We start from the raw sequence: 16,593 nt of genomic DNA on the forward strand, positions 1-16,593 counted from the left end.
CGACTCGAGGGAACTACAGGGATGTAACTCTGTGCGCGAACCCCGCGTGTGCGGGGTCAGCCCGGAAGGACGACGACGCGACGAGACGGCTCTGCGCCTTCGCTCTCGCTGCGCACACCATCGACCGCAGCGACCGCGTCGTGCACAATCTTGCGCTCGAACGGGGTCATCGGCTCCAGCTCCTCGCGCTCGCCGCTCTTCAGCACGCGCTGCGCGATCTTGTCGCCCAGCGCCGCGAGTTCGTCACGGCGGCCACGACGCCATCGCGCGATGTCCAGCATGAGCCGGCTGCGCTCCCCCGTCTTCTGGTGCACGGCGAGACGGGTCAGTTCCTGCAGTGCGTCGAGCACCTCCCCCTTGCGGCCGACGAGCTTGTTGAGGTCTGTCCCGCCGTCGATGCTGACCACCGCGCGGTCACCCTCGACGTCCAGGTCGATGTCGCCGTCGAAGTCGAGCAGGTCCAGGAGTTCTTCGAGGTAGTCACCGGCGATCTCACCCTCGGCGACCAGATGGTCCTCCAGGTTCCCGGTCTTGGCCTCGTCCGCGTCCGCCTCGGCGGGGCGCTCGGTGGTATCTGCGTCTGTCATGTTGTCGTCCTTCCTCGTTCACCGCCCGACCCGTGGGGTGTGCCCACGGGACGTGCGGTCAGGGCCGACGCTTGCGCGGCCGGTTGGGGTTTCGGTTGGGCTGGGTCTGCTTGGCCCCGGCCTTCTTCGCGGCTCCGTTGCGGGTGCCCTTCGCCGGCGGGGCCTTGGCCGGTGCCTTGGCCGCGGGCTTGGGCGGCTGGACGCCATCGCCGTCGGACTGGACCTCGTCCTCGAAGACCGCCGAGGTCTCGGCGTCGCCGGCCACCGTTGGCTCACCCGGCTTGGCGCCGACGACGGGCTTCGCACCCGGAGCGGGCTTCGACCTGCGCTTCGGACGGGCGCCCGGGGTCGGCGCGTTCGACGAGGCGCGTTCCTTCGCTTCGAGCTTGGCGGCCTCTTCGCGCTTCTCGATCTTGCCGAAGACGTAGTGCTGCTGACCGAAGGTCCACACGTTGTTCGACACCCAGTACAGGATGATCGCGATCGGCAGGAACGGACCACCCACGACCACGCCGAGCGGGAACACGTAGAGCGCCAGCTTGTTCATCATCGCGGTCTGCGGGTTGGCCGAGGCCTCCGGGCTCTGGCGGGCGACCGAGGCGCGGCTGTTGAAGTAGGTGGCGACGCCGGCCAGGATCATCAGCGGGACGCCGACGGCGATGACCGCCGCCCGATCGAACTCCGTGAAGGCACCGAGGCCGACGGTCTGGATCATCGACGCACCCAGCGGTGCACCGAAGAGGTTGGCGTCCAGGAAGTGTCCGACGTCGGTGGCACTGAATACGTAGTTGCCGATCGAGCTGTTCTCCTCGACGCTCAGCCCGAGCCGGCCGAACCCGGTCTGCGTCCGGTTGAAGGACATCAGCACGTGGTAGAGGCCGAGGAACACCGGCACCTGCGCGAGCATGGGGAGGCAGCCGAGGATGGGGTTGAACCCGTGGTCCTTCTGCAGCTTCTGCATCTCGAGCGCCATGCGCTGGCGGTCCTTGCCGTACTTCTTCTGCAGCGCCTTGATCTGCGGCTGCAATTCCTGCATCTGCCGGGTCGTCTCGATCTGCCGGACGAAGGGCTTGTAGAGGATCGCGCGCAGGGTGAAGACCAGGAAGACGACCGAGAACGCCCAGGCGAAGAAGTTCGCGGGCCCCAGCACGAAGGCGAAGAGTTTGTACCAGAGCCACATGATCGCCGAGACCGGGTAGTAGATGTAGTCCAGGCTCGCCCAGTTAAACAAGTGAATCGCTCCTCAACGTCGCGGCTCCATCAGCCGCGGGTATGCCGTGATGGTGCCGCGGTTCGGGTATCGGGTCCCATCCTCCCCGATGCCACGGTCCGCACTTCGCGAGCCGCACGATCGCGAGCCAGGTGCCGCGCACCAGACCGTGCCCGCGGAGCGCGTCGACCGCGTACTCACTGCAGGTCGGGGTGAAGCGACACGACGGCGGCCGGTACGGCGAGATCATGTTCCGGTACAGCTCGATGGCGTAGATGGCGGCGCGCGCCAGAGCCCTCGACGGCGACCAGCGACTCATCGCCGGGCTTTCCGCAGCGCGGTCTTCAGTTCGCGGTCGAGTCGGGCGGATGGCGCGTCGCAGCTCCTGGGGAGTGCGCGGATCACCAGTCGGTCACCGGGCTCGAGGTCCGGGATGACGTCTCGGGCGACGTGCCGCAGCCGCCGGGACACCCGGTGGCGTACCACGGCATTGCCGACGCTCTTCGACACGACCAGACCGACCTTGGGTGCCGTCGTCTGATCGTCGTCGGACCGGAGTGCATGGACCACCAGACATGGCTGTGCCGCTCGCACGCCCCGATTCACGGTCATCCCGAAGTCGACCGACCGCGTCATCCGGTACTGAGCCGGAAGCACCGCTAGAACCTGCGGCTAATCACGCAGTGAGAGAACGGCGACCCTTGCCGCGCCGCGCGGACACGATGGCCCGGCCGGCACGGGTGCGCATCCGAAGCCGGAAGCCGTGCACGCGTGCACGACGCCGGTTGTTCGGCTGGAACGTCCGCTTGCCCTTGGCCACGGCTGTCACTCCTCAATACGTGTTGCGGCGCATACCCTTGGTGGTACGGACCGCTTGCTAGCCCCGGCGCGTAAAACCCCGAGGTTCCAGGTCGCAGCCGTGTCACCACGTTCGGGCGACTGTTCGAGGGTACTGACGAGATTTCCCTAGGTCAAACCACTGCCGTCGGGTGCGGGACACGCCACACGAGTCACATCCTCCACCCCCGCTCCACGTCGTTTTCGGACTCCCGCAGATCGCGTCGGACAATGTTGCAGAACGGTTGGCACCCGCGAGGAAAACTGTTAGCTTCTGGCAGTGCCGTTTCGGAGACGACCGGCGAAAGACCACTGAGAACCACGAACGAGGATGGCCACCACCCGCGAGCCCACGGTCCGTCGACCACTGTGACGAGCTCGCAGACCACGTCCGTCCCACCGATAGACATCGACACGACACCGCTGTCAGTTGTCCACAGACTGTGGATAACGTTGTGGACAGTTTTGGCATCGTCATATTCGGCCACCTGCGCTGACTGGCCGCTAGGGGGAACGTCTCGTTGACCACGGACCCCGATCCTCCGTTCGTCGCCGTCTGGAACGACGTCGTCGCCGAACTCAACGGTGACGCGAATTCGTCCGACTCCGGCAACGGCGCGGCCACGCTCTCGGTCCTGACGCCCCAGCAACGGGCCTGGCTCAAGATGGTCAAGCCGCTGGTCATCACCGAGGGCTTCGCCCTGCTGTCCGTTCCCACCCCGTTCGTCCAGAACGAGATCGAACGGCACCTTCGCGAACACATCGTCACCAGCCTCAGCCGTCGGCTCGGGCAGCGCGTCGAGCTGGGCGTGCGGATCGCCGATCCCGAGCCCATCCTCGAATCCGACTCGGACGATCACCCGTCGGTGCCCAATCCCGACGCCGACGAGGTGGACGAGGACGGCGAAGCACTCGCGAGCGCGGAAGCCAGCTGGCCGAGCTACTTCAACCGCAAGCCGGCCGATCCCAGCGCCGACGTCAGCCTGAACCGGCGCTACACCTTCGAGACGTTCGTCATCGGAGCGTCCAACCGCTTCGCCCACGCCGCCACCCTCGCGATCGCCGAGGCGCCGGCCCGCGCCTACAACCCACTCTTCATCTGGGGTGAGTCCGGTCTGGGCAAGACCCACCTGCTCCACGCGGCGGGCAACTACGCGCAGCGGCTCTTCCCCGGCATGCGCGTGAAGTACGTGTCGACCGAGGAATTCACCAACGACTTCATCAACTCGCTGCGCGACGACCGCAAGGCGTCGTTCAAGCGGAGTTACCGCGACATCGACGTGCTGCTGGTCGACGACATCCAGTTCATCGAGGGCAAGGAAGGCATCCAGGAGGAGTTCTTCCACACCTTCAACACGCTGCACAACGCGAACAAGCAGATCGTGATCTCCTCCGATCGGCCGCCGAAGCAGCTGGCCACACTCGAGGACCGGCTCCGCACGCGTTTCGAGTGGGGCCTGATCACCGACGTCCAGCCGCCCGAACTCGAGACCCGGATCGCGATCCTGCGCAAGAAGGCGCAGATGGATCGCCTGGACGTGCCGGGCGACGTGCTGGAACTCATCGCCAGCAGCATCGAGCGCAACATCCGCGAGCTCGAGGGGGCGCTGATCCGCGTCACCGCGTTCGCGTCGCTCAACAAGACCGCGATCGACAAGTCGCTGGCGGAAATCGTGCTGCGGGACCTGATCTCGGATTCCAGCACCATGCAGATCAGCACCGCGACGATCATGGCGACCACGGCGGACTACTTCCAGATCTCGGTCGAGGAGCTCCGCGGGCCCGGCAAGACGCGTGCCCTGGCCCAGTCCCGTCAGATCGCCATGTACCTGTGCCGGGAACTCACCGATCTTTCCCTGCCGAAGATCGGCCAGGCCTTCGGCCGCGACCACACCACGGTCATGTACGCCGAGAAGAAGATCCGCGGCGAGATGGCCGAGCGGCGTGAGGTGTTCGATCATGTCTCCGAGCTGACCACCCGGATCCGCCAGCGCTCCAAGCGCTGATCTCCCCTTCCAATTCACCCCGCCCGCGCCGCGTCAAATCGGCCGCGGTCGTCGTCGTGGCGCCCGTGCACGCCTCGATCCCCCGGCGTGTCATTCCGCCGACACGCGCTGCCGGCTGACATACTCCTCGCCGGTTCCGAAAAACTTCAGCACCGTCGGCACCACTGGTCACAGCCGGACCTCGTGGACCGACCTGTGCACAGCCGTGGGGCAACCCGCCGTCTGGAAGCGGCGCCGGTGTACCCAGGGGCAGTCATCCACAAACCACTCGGCGTGCGCCGAATTCGGTGCACGAGCAGTGCACACCCCCGCACCGCGTCCCACCTGCCGATCCGGCCCGTCATCCACAGACTGCACAGGCCCTATTACTAATACTCATTTATCTTCATCTTCTTCTTCTAGAACAAAGGGCTTGGGGACACACCGTCGGAGCACCGGCCCGACGCCCTCGGAAACGCGGCCGGACGGCCGCGCCGATCGGCTTTCAAGTTCACGTGGAAGGCTCTACGGTGAGTCGGCGACGGTCGGTAGGCTCGTCACACCGCAGCGGCACGATCGATCGCGAGAACATCGCCGATCTCGCTGCTCAGCGCTTGTTGGGGTTTCAGCGAAGGGACGCTATGGACGTGGCGACGACGACTGCGGGTCTGACGGATCTGAAGTTTCGCCTGGTGCGCGAGGACTTCGCCGATGCCGTGGCGTGGGTTGCGCGGATCCTGCCGACCCGGCCCACCGTGCCGGTGCTGTCGGGTGTGCTCCTGACCGGAACCGACGAGGGTCTGACGATCTCCGGATACGACTACGAGGTGTCCGCCGAGGTCCGCGTCGCCGCCGAGATCGCATCGCCCGGGAGCGTTCTCGTGTCGGGCCGGCTGCTGTCGGACATCACCAGGTCGCTGCCGGCCAAGCCGGTCGACGTGAGCGTCGAGGGCACCCGGGTCGCACTGAGCTGCGGCAGCGCCCGCTTCTCCCTGCCGACCATGGCCGTCGAGGACTACCCGACGCTGCCGAGCCTTCCCGAGGAGACCGGCCTGGTCCCGTCGGACGTCTTCTCCCAGGCCATCAGCCAGGTCGCGATCGCCGCCGGCCGTGACGACACCCTGCCGATGCTGACCGGCATCCGCGTCGAAATCGCCGGAGACAAGGTCGTTTTGGCGGCCACCGACCGGTTCCGCCTCGCCGTCCGCGAGCTGACGTGGTCGACGCCGTCGGCGGACATCGAGGCCGCCGTGCTGGTTCCCGCCAAGACGCTGTCCGAGGCCGCGAAGGCCGGATCCGACGGCAACGAGGTCCACCTGTCACTCGGCTCGGGTGAGTCGGTCGGCAAGGAGGGCCTGCTCGGCATCCGCAGCAACGGCAAGCGGACCACCAGCAGGCTGCTCGACGCCGAGTTCCCGAAGTTCCGTCAGCTGCTGCCGTCGGAGCACACCGCGATCGCCACCATCAACGTCGCGGAACTCACCGAGGCGATCAAGCGCGTCGCCCTCGTCGCCGACCGCGGCGCCCAGGTGCGCATGGAGTTCGACTCGGACGTACTGCACCTCTCGGCAGGTGCCGAGGACGTCGGTCGTGCCGAGGAGGACCTGCCCGTCGAGTTCTCCGGCGACCCCCTGACGATCGCCTTCAACCCGACCTACCTCACCGACGGTCTGGGTTCGTTGCACTCCGAGAAGGTGACGTTCGGCTTCACGACACCCAGTCGCCCCGCGGTATTGCGGCCCGCGGGAGATGATGGTGGGAACGCGGGCTCCAGCGGACCGTTCCCCGCTGGCCAGACCGATTACGTCTATCTGTTGATGCCGGTGCGCCTACCAGGCTGACCGGCCCCGAGTTCAGGAGAGCGCACATGCAATTGGGGTTGGTCGGGCTCGGCAAGATGGGCTTCAACATGCGTGAGCGCCTGCGCGAGGGTGGCCACGAGGTGGTCGGCTTCGACCCGCGCCCGGAAGTCACGGACGTCCCCACGCTCGAGGCCCTCGCGGAGGCACTCGACGCGCCGCGCGTGGTCTGGGTGATGGTCCCCTCCGGTGAGATCACCAAGACCACCATCGTCTCGCTGTCGGAGGTGCTCTCTCCCGGCGACCTGGTGATCGACGGCGGCAACTCCCGCTACACCGAGGACGGGCCGCACGCGAAGCTGTTGGACGAGAAGGGAATCGGCTTCATCGATGCCGGTGTGTCCGGTGGCATCTGGGGTCTGACCGAGGGCTACGGCCTGATGATCGGTGGCTCGGACGAGAACGTCGAACGTGCCATGCCGATCTTCGACACCCTGCGTCCGCCCGGCCCGAAGGAGGACGGTTTCGTCCACGCCGGCGAGGTCGGTGCCGGGCACTTCACGAAGATGGTGCACAACGGGGTCGAGTACGCGTTGATGACGGCCTACGCGGAGGGCTACGAGATGCTCTCGGCCGAGCCGCTGGTGACGAGTCCGCAAGCGGTGTACCAGGCGTGGACCAACGGCACCGTGGTGCGGTCGTGGCTGCAGCAGCTGCTGGCCAAGGCCCTGAAGGACGATCCGGGACTCAACGACATCTCCGGCTACACCGAGGATTCCGGCGAGGGCCGCTGGACCGTCGAGGAGGCCATCCGGCTCCGTGTTCCGGTGCCGGGCATTGCGGCATCGCTGTTCGCGCGCTTCCTGTCCCGCCAGGACGACTCGCCGACGATGAAAGCCGTTGCGGCGCTGCGTAATCAGTTCGGTGGTCACGCCGTCAAGAGGATCAGCGAGTCGGGGTGACCGGCGCTACCTCGGCGCGACGTCGGTGGGGCCGGTACTAGTTGTACGTCCGGCGTCTCGTACTGAACGACTTCAGATCATGGCAGCGGGTCGAGCTGGACCTCGAGCCGGGTCGCACCGTGTTCGTGGGATCGAACGGCTTCGGCAAGACCAACATCGTTGAGGCACTCTGGTATTCGGCGACGCTCGGCTCGCACCGGGTGGCGTCCGACGCCCCGCTGATCCGCGAGGGCGCCGAGCGTGCCGTGGTGTCGAGCATCGTGGTCAACGAGGGTCGCGAACTGGCGATCGATCTCGAGATTACCGCCGGCCGCGCCAACAAGGCCCGGTTGAACCGCTCCCCCGTGCGCAGTGCGCGCGAGATCCTCGGGGCGCTGCGCGCCGTGCTGTTCGCGCCGGAAGACCTGGCGCTGGTCCGTGGTGATCCGAGCGAACGCCGCCGCTACCTCGACGAACTCGCGACCACCAGGCGGCCGTCCATCGCCGGCGTCCGCGCCGACTACGACAAGGTGGTCCGGCAACGCACGGCGCTGTTGAAGACCTCGTCGGGCGCCAGATACCGCGGCGACTCGAGCGCGCTGGAGACCCTCGACGTGTGGGACGGCCACCTGGCTGTCTACGGCGCACAGCTCATCGCCGCGCGGGTCAACCTGGTGACCCAGCTCGGACCCGAGGTCGAGAAGGCCTATCAGCTGCTGGCCCCGGCATCGCGGCCCGCGTCGGTGCGCTACCGCAGCGGGGTCGAGATGGTCGAGGCCGAGGCCGCGGCGGGCACCGTCGACGTCGACCTGTACGAGTCCGCGCTGCTGGCCGAACTGGCCCGCCGCCGCACCGCCGAACTCGAGCGCGGGGTGTGTCTTGTCGGACCCCATCGCGATGATCTGGAGTTGCGGCTCGGCGAACAGCCCGCGAAGGGCTTTGCGAGCCATGGGGAGTCGTGGTCGATGGCGCTGTCCCTGCGCCTGGCCGCCTACGAACTGCTGCGCAGCGAGGGGAGTGATCCGGTGCTGTTGCTCGACGACGTGTTCGCCGAACTCGACGAGTCGCGGCGCCGGGCGCTGGTGGGCGTCGCGTCGACGGCCGAGCAGGTGCTGGTGACCGCCGCCGTGCACGACGACATCCCGGCGGACTGGGATGCCCGCCGCATCCAGATCGGGATGCGGGACGACGAGGACGGACGAATGTCAGAGGTGATGGCGTGACCGGCGAGCGTCCGGACGACGAGCGGTCCGGACCGCCCGACCACCTGGCCCACCTGAAGGGCATGGACCTGGTGCGCCGCACCCTGGAGGAGGCGCGCGGCGCGGCCAAGAGCCAGGGCAAGGACGTGGGCCGTGGCGGAGTCGGCCGCAGCGCCCCGTCGCGCAAGGTCGCCGGCCGGGGCGGTCGCCGGTCGTGGTCGGGGCCAGGTCCGGACGCCCGCGATCCGCAGACCCTGGGATCGGCGACGTCCGACCTCGCGCGTCGGCGCGGATGGACCACCCGCGTGGCCGAGGGATCGGTGCTGGGTCAGTGGCCGTCGGTCGTCGGCGAGCAGATCGCCGCGCACGCCGCACCGAAGTCCCTGCAGGACGGCGTGCTGACCGTCGAGGCGGAATCCACCGCGTGGGCGACCCAGCTGCGGATGGTGCAGTCCCAGCTGCTGGCGAAGATCGCGGCGGCGGTCGGCGACGGCGTCGTGACGACGCTGAAGATCGTGGGACCGTCCGCGCCGTCCTGGCGGCACGGGAAGTACCACATCGCGGGTCGCGGACCCCGCGACACGTACGGCTAGAGCGCCTCGTCGACCGGCGGCTCAGCGCCGCGACAATCTCGAAAGTCGGGTCCTCCGGCGTCGGGACGCGATTCTGGTCGAGAAATTCCGTGCAGGGCGTAAATAGGTATCCGAAAACGCCGCCTGAGAGTCAGTGTGGACCGTAGCTGACGGTAGACTGGCGTGGAGATCCGCGAGGGGCCTCGTGCCCCTTAGTCGCCGATCCCCCGAAAAGACCAAGGAGACGCGTCCAACGTGGCTGCCCAGAAGAAGACCGAACCCAAAGAGTATGGCGCTTCCGCGATCACCATTCTGGAGGGTTTGGAGGCCGTCCGGAAACGTCCGGGCATGTACATCGGCTCGACCGGTGAGCGCGGCCTGCACCACCTCGTGTGGGAGGTCGTCGACAACGCGATCGACGAGGCCATGGCGGGTTACGCCAGCCGCGTCGACGTCACCATCTGCTCCGACGGCAGCGTCCAGGTCACCGACGACGGCCGTGGCATCCCCGTCGAGATGCACGCCAGCGGCGCCCCGACGGTCGACGTCGTGATGACCCAGCTGCACGCCGGCGGTAAGTTCGGCGGCGAGAACAGCGGCTACAACGTCTCCGGTGGTCTGCACGGCGTCGGCGTCTCGGTGGTCAACGCGCTGTCCACGCGCCTCGAGGCCACCATCCGGCGCGACGGCCACGAGTGGTTCCAGTACTACGACCGCTCGGTGCCCGGCACGCTCGCCCAGGGCGGGCCGTCCAAGGAGACCGGGACCACGATCCGGTTCTGGGCGGATCCCGACATCTTCGAGACCACCGTCTACGACTTCGAGACCGTGGCGCGTCGCCTGCAGGAGATGGCGTTCCTCAACAAGGGGCTCACCATCGAGCTGACCGACGAGCGGGTCAGCGCCGAGGACGTCGTCGACGAGGTGGTCAGCGACACCGCCGAGGCGCCGAAGACCGCCGACGAGGAGGCCGCCGAGAAGGCGACCGAGGCCAAGGGCGTCGGCAAGGTCAAGCACCGCACCTTCCACTACCCCGGCGGCCTGGTCGACTACGTCAAGCACATCAACCGCACCAAGACGCCGATCCAGCAGAGCATCATCGACTTCGAGGGCAAGGGTCCCGGCCACGAGGTCGAGATCGCGATGCAGTGGAACGCCGGCTACTCCGAGTCGGTGCACACCTTCGCCAACACCATCAACACCCACGAGGGTGGCACCCACGAAGAGGGCTTCCGCAGCGCGCTGACGACCGTGGTCAACAAGTGGGCCAGGGACAAGAAGCTGCTCAAGGAGAAGGACCCCAACCTCACCGGCGACGACATCCGCGAAGGTCTGGCCGCCGTCATCTCGGTGAAGGTCAGCGACCCGCAGTTCGAGGGCCAGACCAAGACCAAGCTCGGCAACACCGAGGTGAAGTCGTTCGTGCAGAAGATCTGCAACGAGCAGCTCAGCCACTGGTTCGAGTCGAATCCGGCCGAGGCGAAGACGGTGCTGAACAAGGCCGTCCAGTCGGCCCAGGCCCGGATGGCGGCCCGCAAGGCCCGAGAGTTGGTGCGCCGCAAGAGCGCCACCGACATCGGCGGCCTGCCCGGCAAGCTCGCCGACTGCCGCTCGACCGACCCCGTGCTGTCCGAAGTGTATGTGGTGGAGGGCGATTCGGCCGGCGGCTCGGCCAAGAGTGGTCGCGACTCGATGTACCAGGCGATCCTCCCGTTGCGCGGCAAGATCATCAACGTCGAGAAGGCCCGCATCGACCGCGTCCTGAAGAACACCGAAGTCCAGGCGATCATCACCGCGCTGGGTACCGGCATCCACGACGAGTTCGACATCACCAAGCTGCGCTATCACAAGATCGTCCTGATGGCCGACGCCGACGTCGACGGCCAGCACATCTCGACGCTGCTGCTGACGCTGCTGTTCCGATTCATGAAGCCGCTCATCGAGAATGGACACGTCTTCCTGGCCCAGCCGCCGCTGTACAAGCTCAAGTGGCAGCGCAGCGAGCCCGAGTTCGCGTACTCCGACCGCGAGCGCGACGGTCTGCTCGAGGCGGGCCGCGCGGCCGGCCGGCGGATCAACACCGAGGACGGCATCCAGCGCTACAAGGGTCTCGGCGAGATGGACGCCAAGGAGCTGTGGGAGACCACCATGGATCCCAGTGCGCGCGTGCTGCGTCGCATCACCCTCGACGATGCCGCCGCGGCCGACGAACTCTTCTCGATCCTCATGGGCGAGGACGTCGAGGCGCGCCGCAGCTTCATTACCCGCAACGCGAGAGACGTTCGCTTCCTTGACGTCTGAGGTCTGACGACCTCTTCCCCCCTTCCCGAGCTGCTCATAGACGAGCGAGGAGCACATGACAGACACCACCCTGCCCCCGGGCGAAGACGGCGCGACCACCGATCGCATCGAACCGGTCGACATCCAGCAGGAGATGCAGCGCAGCTACATCGACTACGCGATGAGCGTCATCGTCGGTCGCGCGCTGCCCGAGGTCCGTGACGGGCTCAAGCCCGTGCACCGCCGAGTGCTGTACGCGATGTACGACTCGGGCTTCCGTCCCGATCGCGGGCACGCGAAGTCCGCACGGTCGGTCGCCGAGACGATGGGCAACTACCACCCGCACGGTGACTCGTCGATCTACGACACCCTCGTCCGCATGGCGCAGCCGTGGTCGCTGCGCTACCCGCTGGTCGACGGGCAGGGCAACTTCGGCTCGCCGGGCAACGATCCGCCGGCGGCCATGCGGTACACCGAGGCACGCCTGACGCCGCTGGCGATGGAGATGCTTCGCGAGATCGACGAGGAGACAGTCGATTTCATCCCGAACTACGACGGTCGCGTGCAGGAGCCGACGGTCCTGCCCAGCCGGTTCCCGAACCTGCTGGCCAACGGCTCCGGCGGCATCGCGGTCGGCATGGCCACCAACATGCCGCCGCACAACCTCCGCGAACTCGCCGAGGCGGTGTTCTGGTGCCTCGACAACTACGAGGCCGACGAGGAGACCACGCTCACCGCGGTCACCGAGCGCGTCAAGGGCCCCGACTTCCCCACGTACGGACTGATCGTCGGGTCGCAGGGCATTCACGACGCGTACACGACGGGCCGCGGCTCGATCCGGATGCGCGGCGTCGTGGAGGTCGAGGAGGACGCGCGCGGCCGCACGCTGCTCGTCATCACCGAGCTGCCGTACCAGGTGAACCACGACAACTTCATCACCTCGATCGCCGACCAGGTGCGCGACGGCAAGCTCGCCGGCATCTCGAACATCGAGGACCAGAGCAGCGACCGCGTCGGTCTGCGGATCGTCGTCGAGGTCAAGCGCGACGCCGTCGCGAAGGTCGTGCTGAACAACCTCTACAAGCACACCCAGCTGCAGACGAGCTTCGGCGCCAATATGCTGTCGATCGTCGACGGCGTCCCCCGCACGCTGCGGCTCGACCAGCTGATCCGGCTGTACGTGGTCCATCAGCTCGAGGTCATCGTCCGGCGCACCCGGTACCGGCTGCGCAAGGCGAACGAGCGGGCCCACATCCTGCGTGGTCTGGTCAAGGCGCTCGACGCGCTCGACGAGGTCATCGCGCTCATCCGTGCGTCGGCCAACGTGGACGTCGCCCGGGCAGGCCTGATCGAGCTGCTCGACGTCGACGAGATCCAGGCGCAGGCGATCCTCGACATGCAGCTCCGGCGCCTCGCGGCACTGGAGCGTCAGCGCATCGTCGACGACCTGGCGAAGATCGAAGCCGAGATCGCCGACCTCGAGGACATCCTCGCCAAGCCCGAGCGGCAGCGCGCGATCGTCCACGACGAGCTCGCCGAACTGGTCGAGAAGTACGGCGACGACCGTCGCACGCGGATCATCCCCGCCGACGGCGACGTCGCCGACGAGGATCTGATCGCGCGCGAGGAGGTGGTGGTCACCATCACCGAGACCGGCTACGCCAAGCGCACCAAGTCCGATCTGTACCGCAGCCAGAAGCGCGGCGGCAAGGGCGTGCAGGGTGCGGGTCTCAAGCAGGACGACATCGTCAACCACTTCTTCGTCTGCTCGACCCACGACTGGATCCTGTTCTTCACCACGCAGGGCCGGGTCTACCGTGCGAAGGCCTACGAGCTCCCCGAGGCGTCGCGGACCGCACGTGGTCAGCACGTCGCGAACCTGCTGGCGTTCCAGCCGGAGGAGCGCATCGCGCAGGTGATCCAGCTGAAGTCCTACGAGGACGCGCCGTACCTGGTGCTGGCGACGCGCAAGGGTCTGGTCAAGAAGTCCAAGCTCACCGACTTCGACTCCAACCGCTCCGGCGGCATCGTCGCGGTCAATCTCCGCGACGGCGACGAACTCGTCGGTGCCGTGCTGTGCTCGGCCACCGAGGACCTGCTGCTGGTGTCCGCGAAGGGCCAGTCGATCCGCTTCTCGGCGACCGACGAGGCGCTGCGGCCGATGGGCCGCGCCACCTCGGGCGTGCAGGGCATGCGGTTCAACGAGGAGGACCAGCTGCTGTCGCTGAACGTCGTCCGCGAGGGCACGTACCTGCTGGTCGCGACGTCGGGCGGCTACGCCAAGCGCACCGCGATCGAGGAGTACACGGCACAGGGCCGCGGTGGCAAGGGGATCCTCACGATCCAATACGACCGCAGGCGTGGCACGCTGGTCGGAGCGTTGATCGTGGACGACGACACCGAGCTGTACGCGATCACTTCCAACGGTGGTGTCATCCGGACCGCCGCACGTCAGGTGCGCAAGGCCGGCCGGCAAACCAAGGGGGTGCGCTTGATGAACCTCGGTGAGGGCGACACACTGATTGCCGTCGCACGCAATGCCGACGAAGATGCAGCGGAGGACGTCGTTGAGGACGAGGCGCCCGAGTAGACGCCACGCCGTTCGTTTCGTCCGGCGTGAGATGAGGAGCCGAGCGTGAGCTCACCGAATGACCCGGGGTATCCGCGTGCGGGTGACGGGCCGGCCAACGGCAACGGCTCGACGGGTGGCCCCTCGGACGGTGGCTCGGCGGGAGGACCGTCGCGCAACGGGCCGCAGAACGAGGGCGGCGACGTCCCACCGTGGCAGCGCGGCACGGCCCGGGCCCGCCAGGGTCAGGGCACGGCCGAGCGTCCGGCGCCCGAGGGCGTGCGGACGGGATCGCCTGCCGGGCGTGCACCCGGCGTCGACGACCGGATCAATCGGTTCATGTCGGGCGGTCCGGCCACTCCCCCGCCCGCGAACCGCGATGCCGCAACCACCCGTGAGGTGCCGGCTCGCGAGTCGTCGACGCCGCGGGAGGGTGAGGCACCCCGGTCCGAACAGCCCCGGTCCGAGCAGCCGCGCTCGGATCAGCCCCGGCCGGACCAGACGCGCTCGGAGACGTACGCCAGTGAGCTCCCCGACCTGTCGGGTGGCGCGCCGCGCTCGGGCGCGCGCAAGCCCCCGAGCCCGGATCAGCCGGCCAGGCCCGCGACCAGGCCGCAGGTGGCCACCCGGTCGCAGGGTCCGGTGCGGGCCAGCATGCAGATCCGGCGGTTCGATCCGTGGAGCGTGCTGAAGGTCTCGCTGGTGCTGTCGGTCGCCCTGTTCTTCGTGTGGATGATCGCGGTGGCGTTCCTGTACCTCGTGCTCGGCGGCATGGGCGTCTGGAGCAAGCTGAACAGCAACGTCGGCGACCTCCTGACCAGCGCCAGCGGTAGCGGCGGCGAGCTGGTGTCCAGCGGCACGATCTTCGGTGGCGCCGCACTCGTCGGCCTGATGAACATCATCCTGCTGACGGCGATGGCGACCTGCGGGGCGTTCATCTACAACCTCACCACCGACCTCGTCGGTGGCGTGGAGATCACACTCGCCGACCGGGACTGACCGTCCCGTCCGGCGCGGTTTGGGCGCATGGCCGCCGTTGGGGTAATCTCGGCGCTCGGTTCACATGCGATTACGGGCCTATAGCTCAGGTGGTTAGAGCGCTTCGCTGATAACGAAGAGGTCGGAGGTTCGAGTCCTCCTAGGCCCACGGTTTTCCTTTCGAGGAAGGTGCGACGTGAGACTGCTCGTAGTGCTGACCGCCCTGGCGGCGGGCGCGCTGGTGATCCGAGCGCGCACCTGTGTCGAGGTGTGGCACGTAGCCGCGGACCAGCCCGACTGATCCGTCCCGAGGGGGCCTTAGCTCAGTTGGTAGAGCGCTGCCTTTGCAAGGCAGATGTCAGGAGTTCGAATCTCCTAGGCTCCACACTTCTTCTCCCCCACTCGACTGGCCGGTTGCGGCCGCGAGATCTGCACGAGCGTCGTGGACGCATCCGCTGAACGACGCTGACGCAGATCTCGGCGCACGTCACGCGAGATCTGCACCAGCGTCCCCCGAAAGCTACGGCTTCGGCGTCACGTCCACGCTCGGCGGCAGCGGCGACGGGTCGGGCTGCGTCGAGCGCCGGATGATCGAGAACGACACCCCGCCCACCACCAGGACCGCCGCGCCGGCAGCCACCAGCACCAGCGGACGGGGCCGACGCTTGGCGCGACGCGTCCCCTGCAGCGTCTGCGGCAGGTTGGCCACCGCCTCCTGGGCCGCGGCCAACTCACCGGCGATCGCGTTCTGCGCGGCCCGGAGATCCTTGCGCAGGCGTCCACTGCGGTAGCGGTCGCGCACCCAACCCGCCGACGACCCCACGGAGTTCACGCCGACCCCCACGGCGCCGCGGGTGACGTCGAGCGGGCCGACGGCCGAGTACTTCAACCCACGGGTGAGCCGCTCTCGGGGCGTCAACCGGGTGACGGTCGTCTTGGCTCTCATCGTTCGACTCCTCTACGCGCGGGCGGTACTTCCAGCCATGACCCTATTCATGCGGGGGCGGCGACTGCCGCGGATCCGAGAATGGCAGACTGATTTTCGTGACCAGCCCAATTCAGACCGCGACCGCGACGCTTCACACGAACCGCGGCGACATCAAGATCGCACTCTTCGGCAACCACGCCCCGAAGACCGTCGGAAACTTCGTCGGCCTGGCCCAGGGCACCAAGGACTACAGCACCGAGAACGCCACCGGCGGCGCCTCGGGCCCGTTCTACGACGGCGCGGTGTTCCACCGCATCATCTCCGGCTTCATGATCCAGGGCGGCGACCCGACCGGCACCGGCCGCGGCGGACCGGGCTACCAGTTCGACGACGAGTTCCACCCGGAGCTCCAGTTCGACAAGCCCTACCTGCTGGCGATGGCCAACGCGGGCCCCGGCACCAACGGCTCGCAGTTCTTCATCACCGTCGGCAAGACGCCGCACCTGAACCGCCGGCACACCATCTTCGGCGAGGTCGTCGATCCGGAGTCGCAGAAGGTCGTCGACGCCATCGCCTCGACGTCGGTCGATCGCAGCGATCGCCCCACCGAGCCCGTCGTGATCGAGTCCATCACCATTTCTTGATCGGGACCGACTGACCGCACACAGCTGCGCGCCCACCCATCATCGGGGGGCGCGCAGTGTC

At 67.7% G+C, this 16,593-nt stretch carries 15 protein-coding genes and 2 tRNA genes; 11 read left to right on the forward strand and 6 right to left on the reverse strand.

The window, feature by feature from the left end; all coding sequences use genetic code 11:
• Window positions 1-56: 56 nt before the first annotated feature.
• The 5 genes from AC1MEY_RS24145 to rpmH are packed head-to-tail and all read right to left on the reverse strand — an operon-like array spanning window position 57 to window position 2,617.
• Window positions 57-587: a Jag family protein gene (locus tag AC1MEY_RS24145; RefSeq protein WP_480227893.1), complete on the reverse strand. Its 531-nt coding sequence runs from the start codon at window positions 585-587 to the stop codon at window positions 57-59.
• 58 nt (window positions 588-645) lie between these two features.
• Window positions 646-1,767 (reverse strand): membrane protein insertase YidC, encoded by a 1,122-nt coding sequence (yidC, locus tag AC1MEY_RS24150; protein ID WP_480231648.1) that lies wholly within the window; start codon window positions 1,765-1,767, stop codon window positions 646-648.
• Between the two features lie 43 nt (window positions 1,768-1,810).
• Window positions 1,811-2,116 carry a membrane protein insertion efficiency factor YidD gene (yidD, locus tag AC1MEY_RS24155; protein WP_480227894.1) on the reverse strand — a complete coding sequence of 102 codons (306 nt, stop codon included), beginning with the start codon at window positions 2,114-2,116 and terminating at the stop codon, window positions 1,811-1,813.
• Window positions 2,113-2,454, reverse strand: coding sequence for a ribonuclease P protein component (gene rnpA / locus AC1MEY_RS24160; protein ID WP_480227895.1), 342 nt, complete (start codon window positions 2,452-2,454; stop codon window positions 2,113-2,115). The genes yidD and rnpA overlap by 4 nt, the downstream gene beginning before the upstream one ends.
• Window positions 2,455-2,473: 19 nt before the next feature.
• Window positions 2,474-2,617, reverse strand: a complete 144-nt coding sequence (gene rpmH, locus AC1MEY_RS24165; RefSeq protein WP_073695092.1) for a 50S ribosomal protein L34 — start codon at window positions 2,615-2,617, stop codon at window positions 2,474-2,476.
• 538 nt (window positions 2,618-3,155) lie between these two features.
• On the opposite strand from rpmH, the gene dnaA reads away from it, so the two are divergent.
• The 10 genes from dnaA (at window position 3,156) to AC1MEY_RS24215 (ending at window position 15,345) form a co-directional block, all read left to right on the forward strand.
• Window positions 3,156-4,640: a chromosomal replication initiator protein DnaA gene (dnaA, locus tag AC1MEY_RS24170; RefSeq protein ID WP_480227896.1), complete on the forward strand. Its 1,485-nt coding sequence runs from the start codon at window positions 3,156-3,158 to the stop codon at window positions 4,638-4,640.
• Window positions 4,641-5,260: 620 nt separating this feature from the next.
• A complete protein-coding gene (dnaN, locus tag AC1MEY_RS24175; RefSeq protein WP_480227897.1) occupies window positions 5,261-6,460 on the forward strand; it encodes a DNA polymerase III subunit beta in 1,200 nt (399 codons plus the stop codon).
• A 26-nt stretch (window positions 6,461-6,486) separates the two neighbouring features.
• The gene (gene gnd, locus AC1MEY_RS24180) at window positions 6,487-7,380 is read left to right on the forward strand and encodes a phosphogluconate dehydrogenase (NAD(+)-dependent, decarboxylating) (protein WP_480227898.1); all 894 of its coding nucleotides are present in this window, start codon (window positions 6,487-6,489) and stop codon (window positions 7,378-7,380) included.
• Between the two features lie 41 nt (window positions 7,381-7,421).
• The gene (gene recF, locus AC1MEY_RS24185) at window positions 7,422-8,582 is read left to right on the forward strand and encodes a DNA replication/repair protein RecF (protein WP_480227899.1); all 1,161 of its coding nucleotides are present in this window, start codon (window positions 7,422-7,424) and stop codon (window positions 8,580-8,582) included.
• 62 nt (window positions 8,583-8,644) lie between these two features.
• Window positions 8,645-9,154, forward strand: a complete 510-nt coding sequence (locus tag AC1MEY_RS24190; protein ID WP_480231649.1) for a DUF721 family protein — start codon at window positions 8,645-8,647, stop codon at window positions 9,152-9,154.
• A 234-nt stretch (window positions 9,155-9,388) separates the two neighbouring features.
• A complete protein-coding gene (gene gyrB, locus AC1MEY_RS24195) occupies window positions 9,389-11,434 on the forward strand; it encodes a DNA topoisomerase (ATP-hydrolyzing) subunit B (RefSeq protein ID WP_480227900.1) in 2,046 nt (681 codons plus the stop codon).
• Between the two features lie 55 nt (window positions 11,435-11,489).
• On the forward strand, window positions 11,490-14,003 hold the full coding sequence (gyrA, locus tag AC1MEY_RS24200; RefSeq protein ID WP_480227901.1) for a DNA gyrase subunit A: 2,514 nt from the start codon (window positions 11,490-11,492) through the stop codon (window positions 14,001-14,003).
• Between the two features lie 45 nt (window positions 14,004-14,048).
• A complete protein-coding gene (locus AC1MEY_RS24205) occupies window positions 14,049-14,981 on the forward strand; it encodes a DUF3566 domain-containing protein (RefSeq protein ID WP_480227902.1) in 933 nt (310 codons plus the stop codon).
• Between the two features lie 74 nt (window positions 14,982-15,055).
• A tRNA-Ile gene (locus tag AC1MEY_RS24210) sits at window positions 15,056-15,129 on the forward strand.
• A 143-nt stretch (window positions 15,130-15,272) separates the two neighbouring features.
• Window positions 15,273-15,345 (forward strand) — tRNA-Ala (locus AC1MEY_RS24215).
• A gap of 135 nt (window positions 15,346-15,480) precedes the next feature.
• Here the strand turns inward: AC1MEY_RS24215 and cwsA are convergent.
• On the reverse strand, window positions 15,481-15,906 hold the full coding sequence (gene cwsA / locus AC1MEY_RS24220) for a cell wall synthesis protein CwsA (RefSeq protein WP_480227903.1): 426 nt from the start codon (window positions 15,904-15,906) through the stop codon (window positions 15,481-15,483).
• A 98-nt stretch (window positions 15,907-16,004) separates the two neighbouring features.
• On the opposite strand from cwsA, the gene AC1MEY_RS24225 reads away from it, so the two are divergent.
• Window positions 16,005-16,532 carry a peptidylprolyl isomerase gene (locus AC1MEY_RS24225; protein ID WP_480227904.1) on the forward strand — a complete coding sequence of 176 codons (528 nt, stop codon included), beginning with the start codon at window positions 16,005-16,007 and terminating at the stop codon, window positions 16,530-16,532.
• The last annotated feature ends 61 nt before the right edge of the window (window positions 16,533-16,593 follow it).

The organism is Mycobacterium sp. PTI7 (assembly GCF_056679845.1).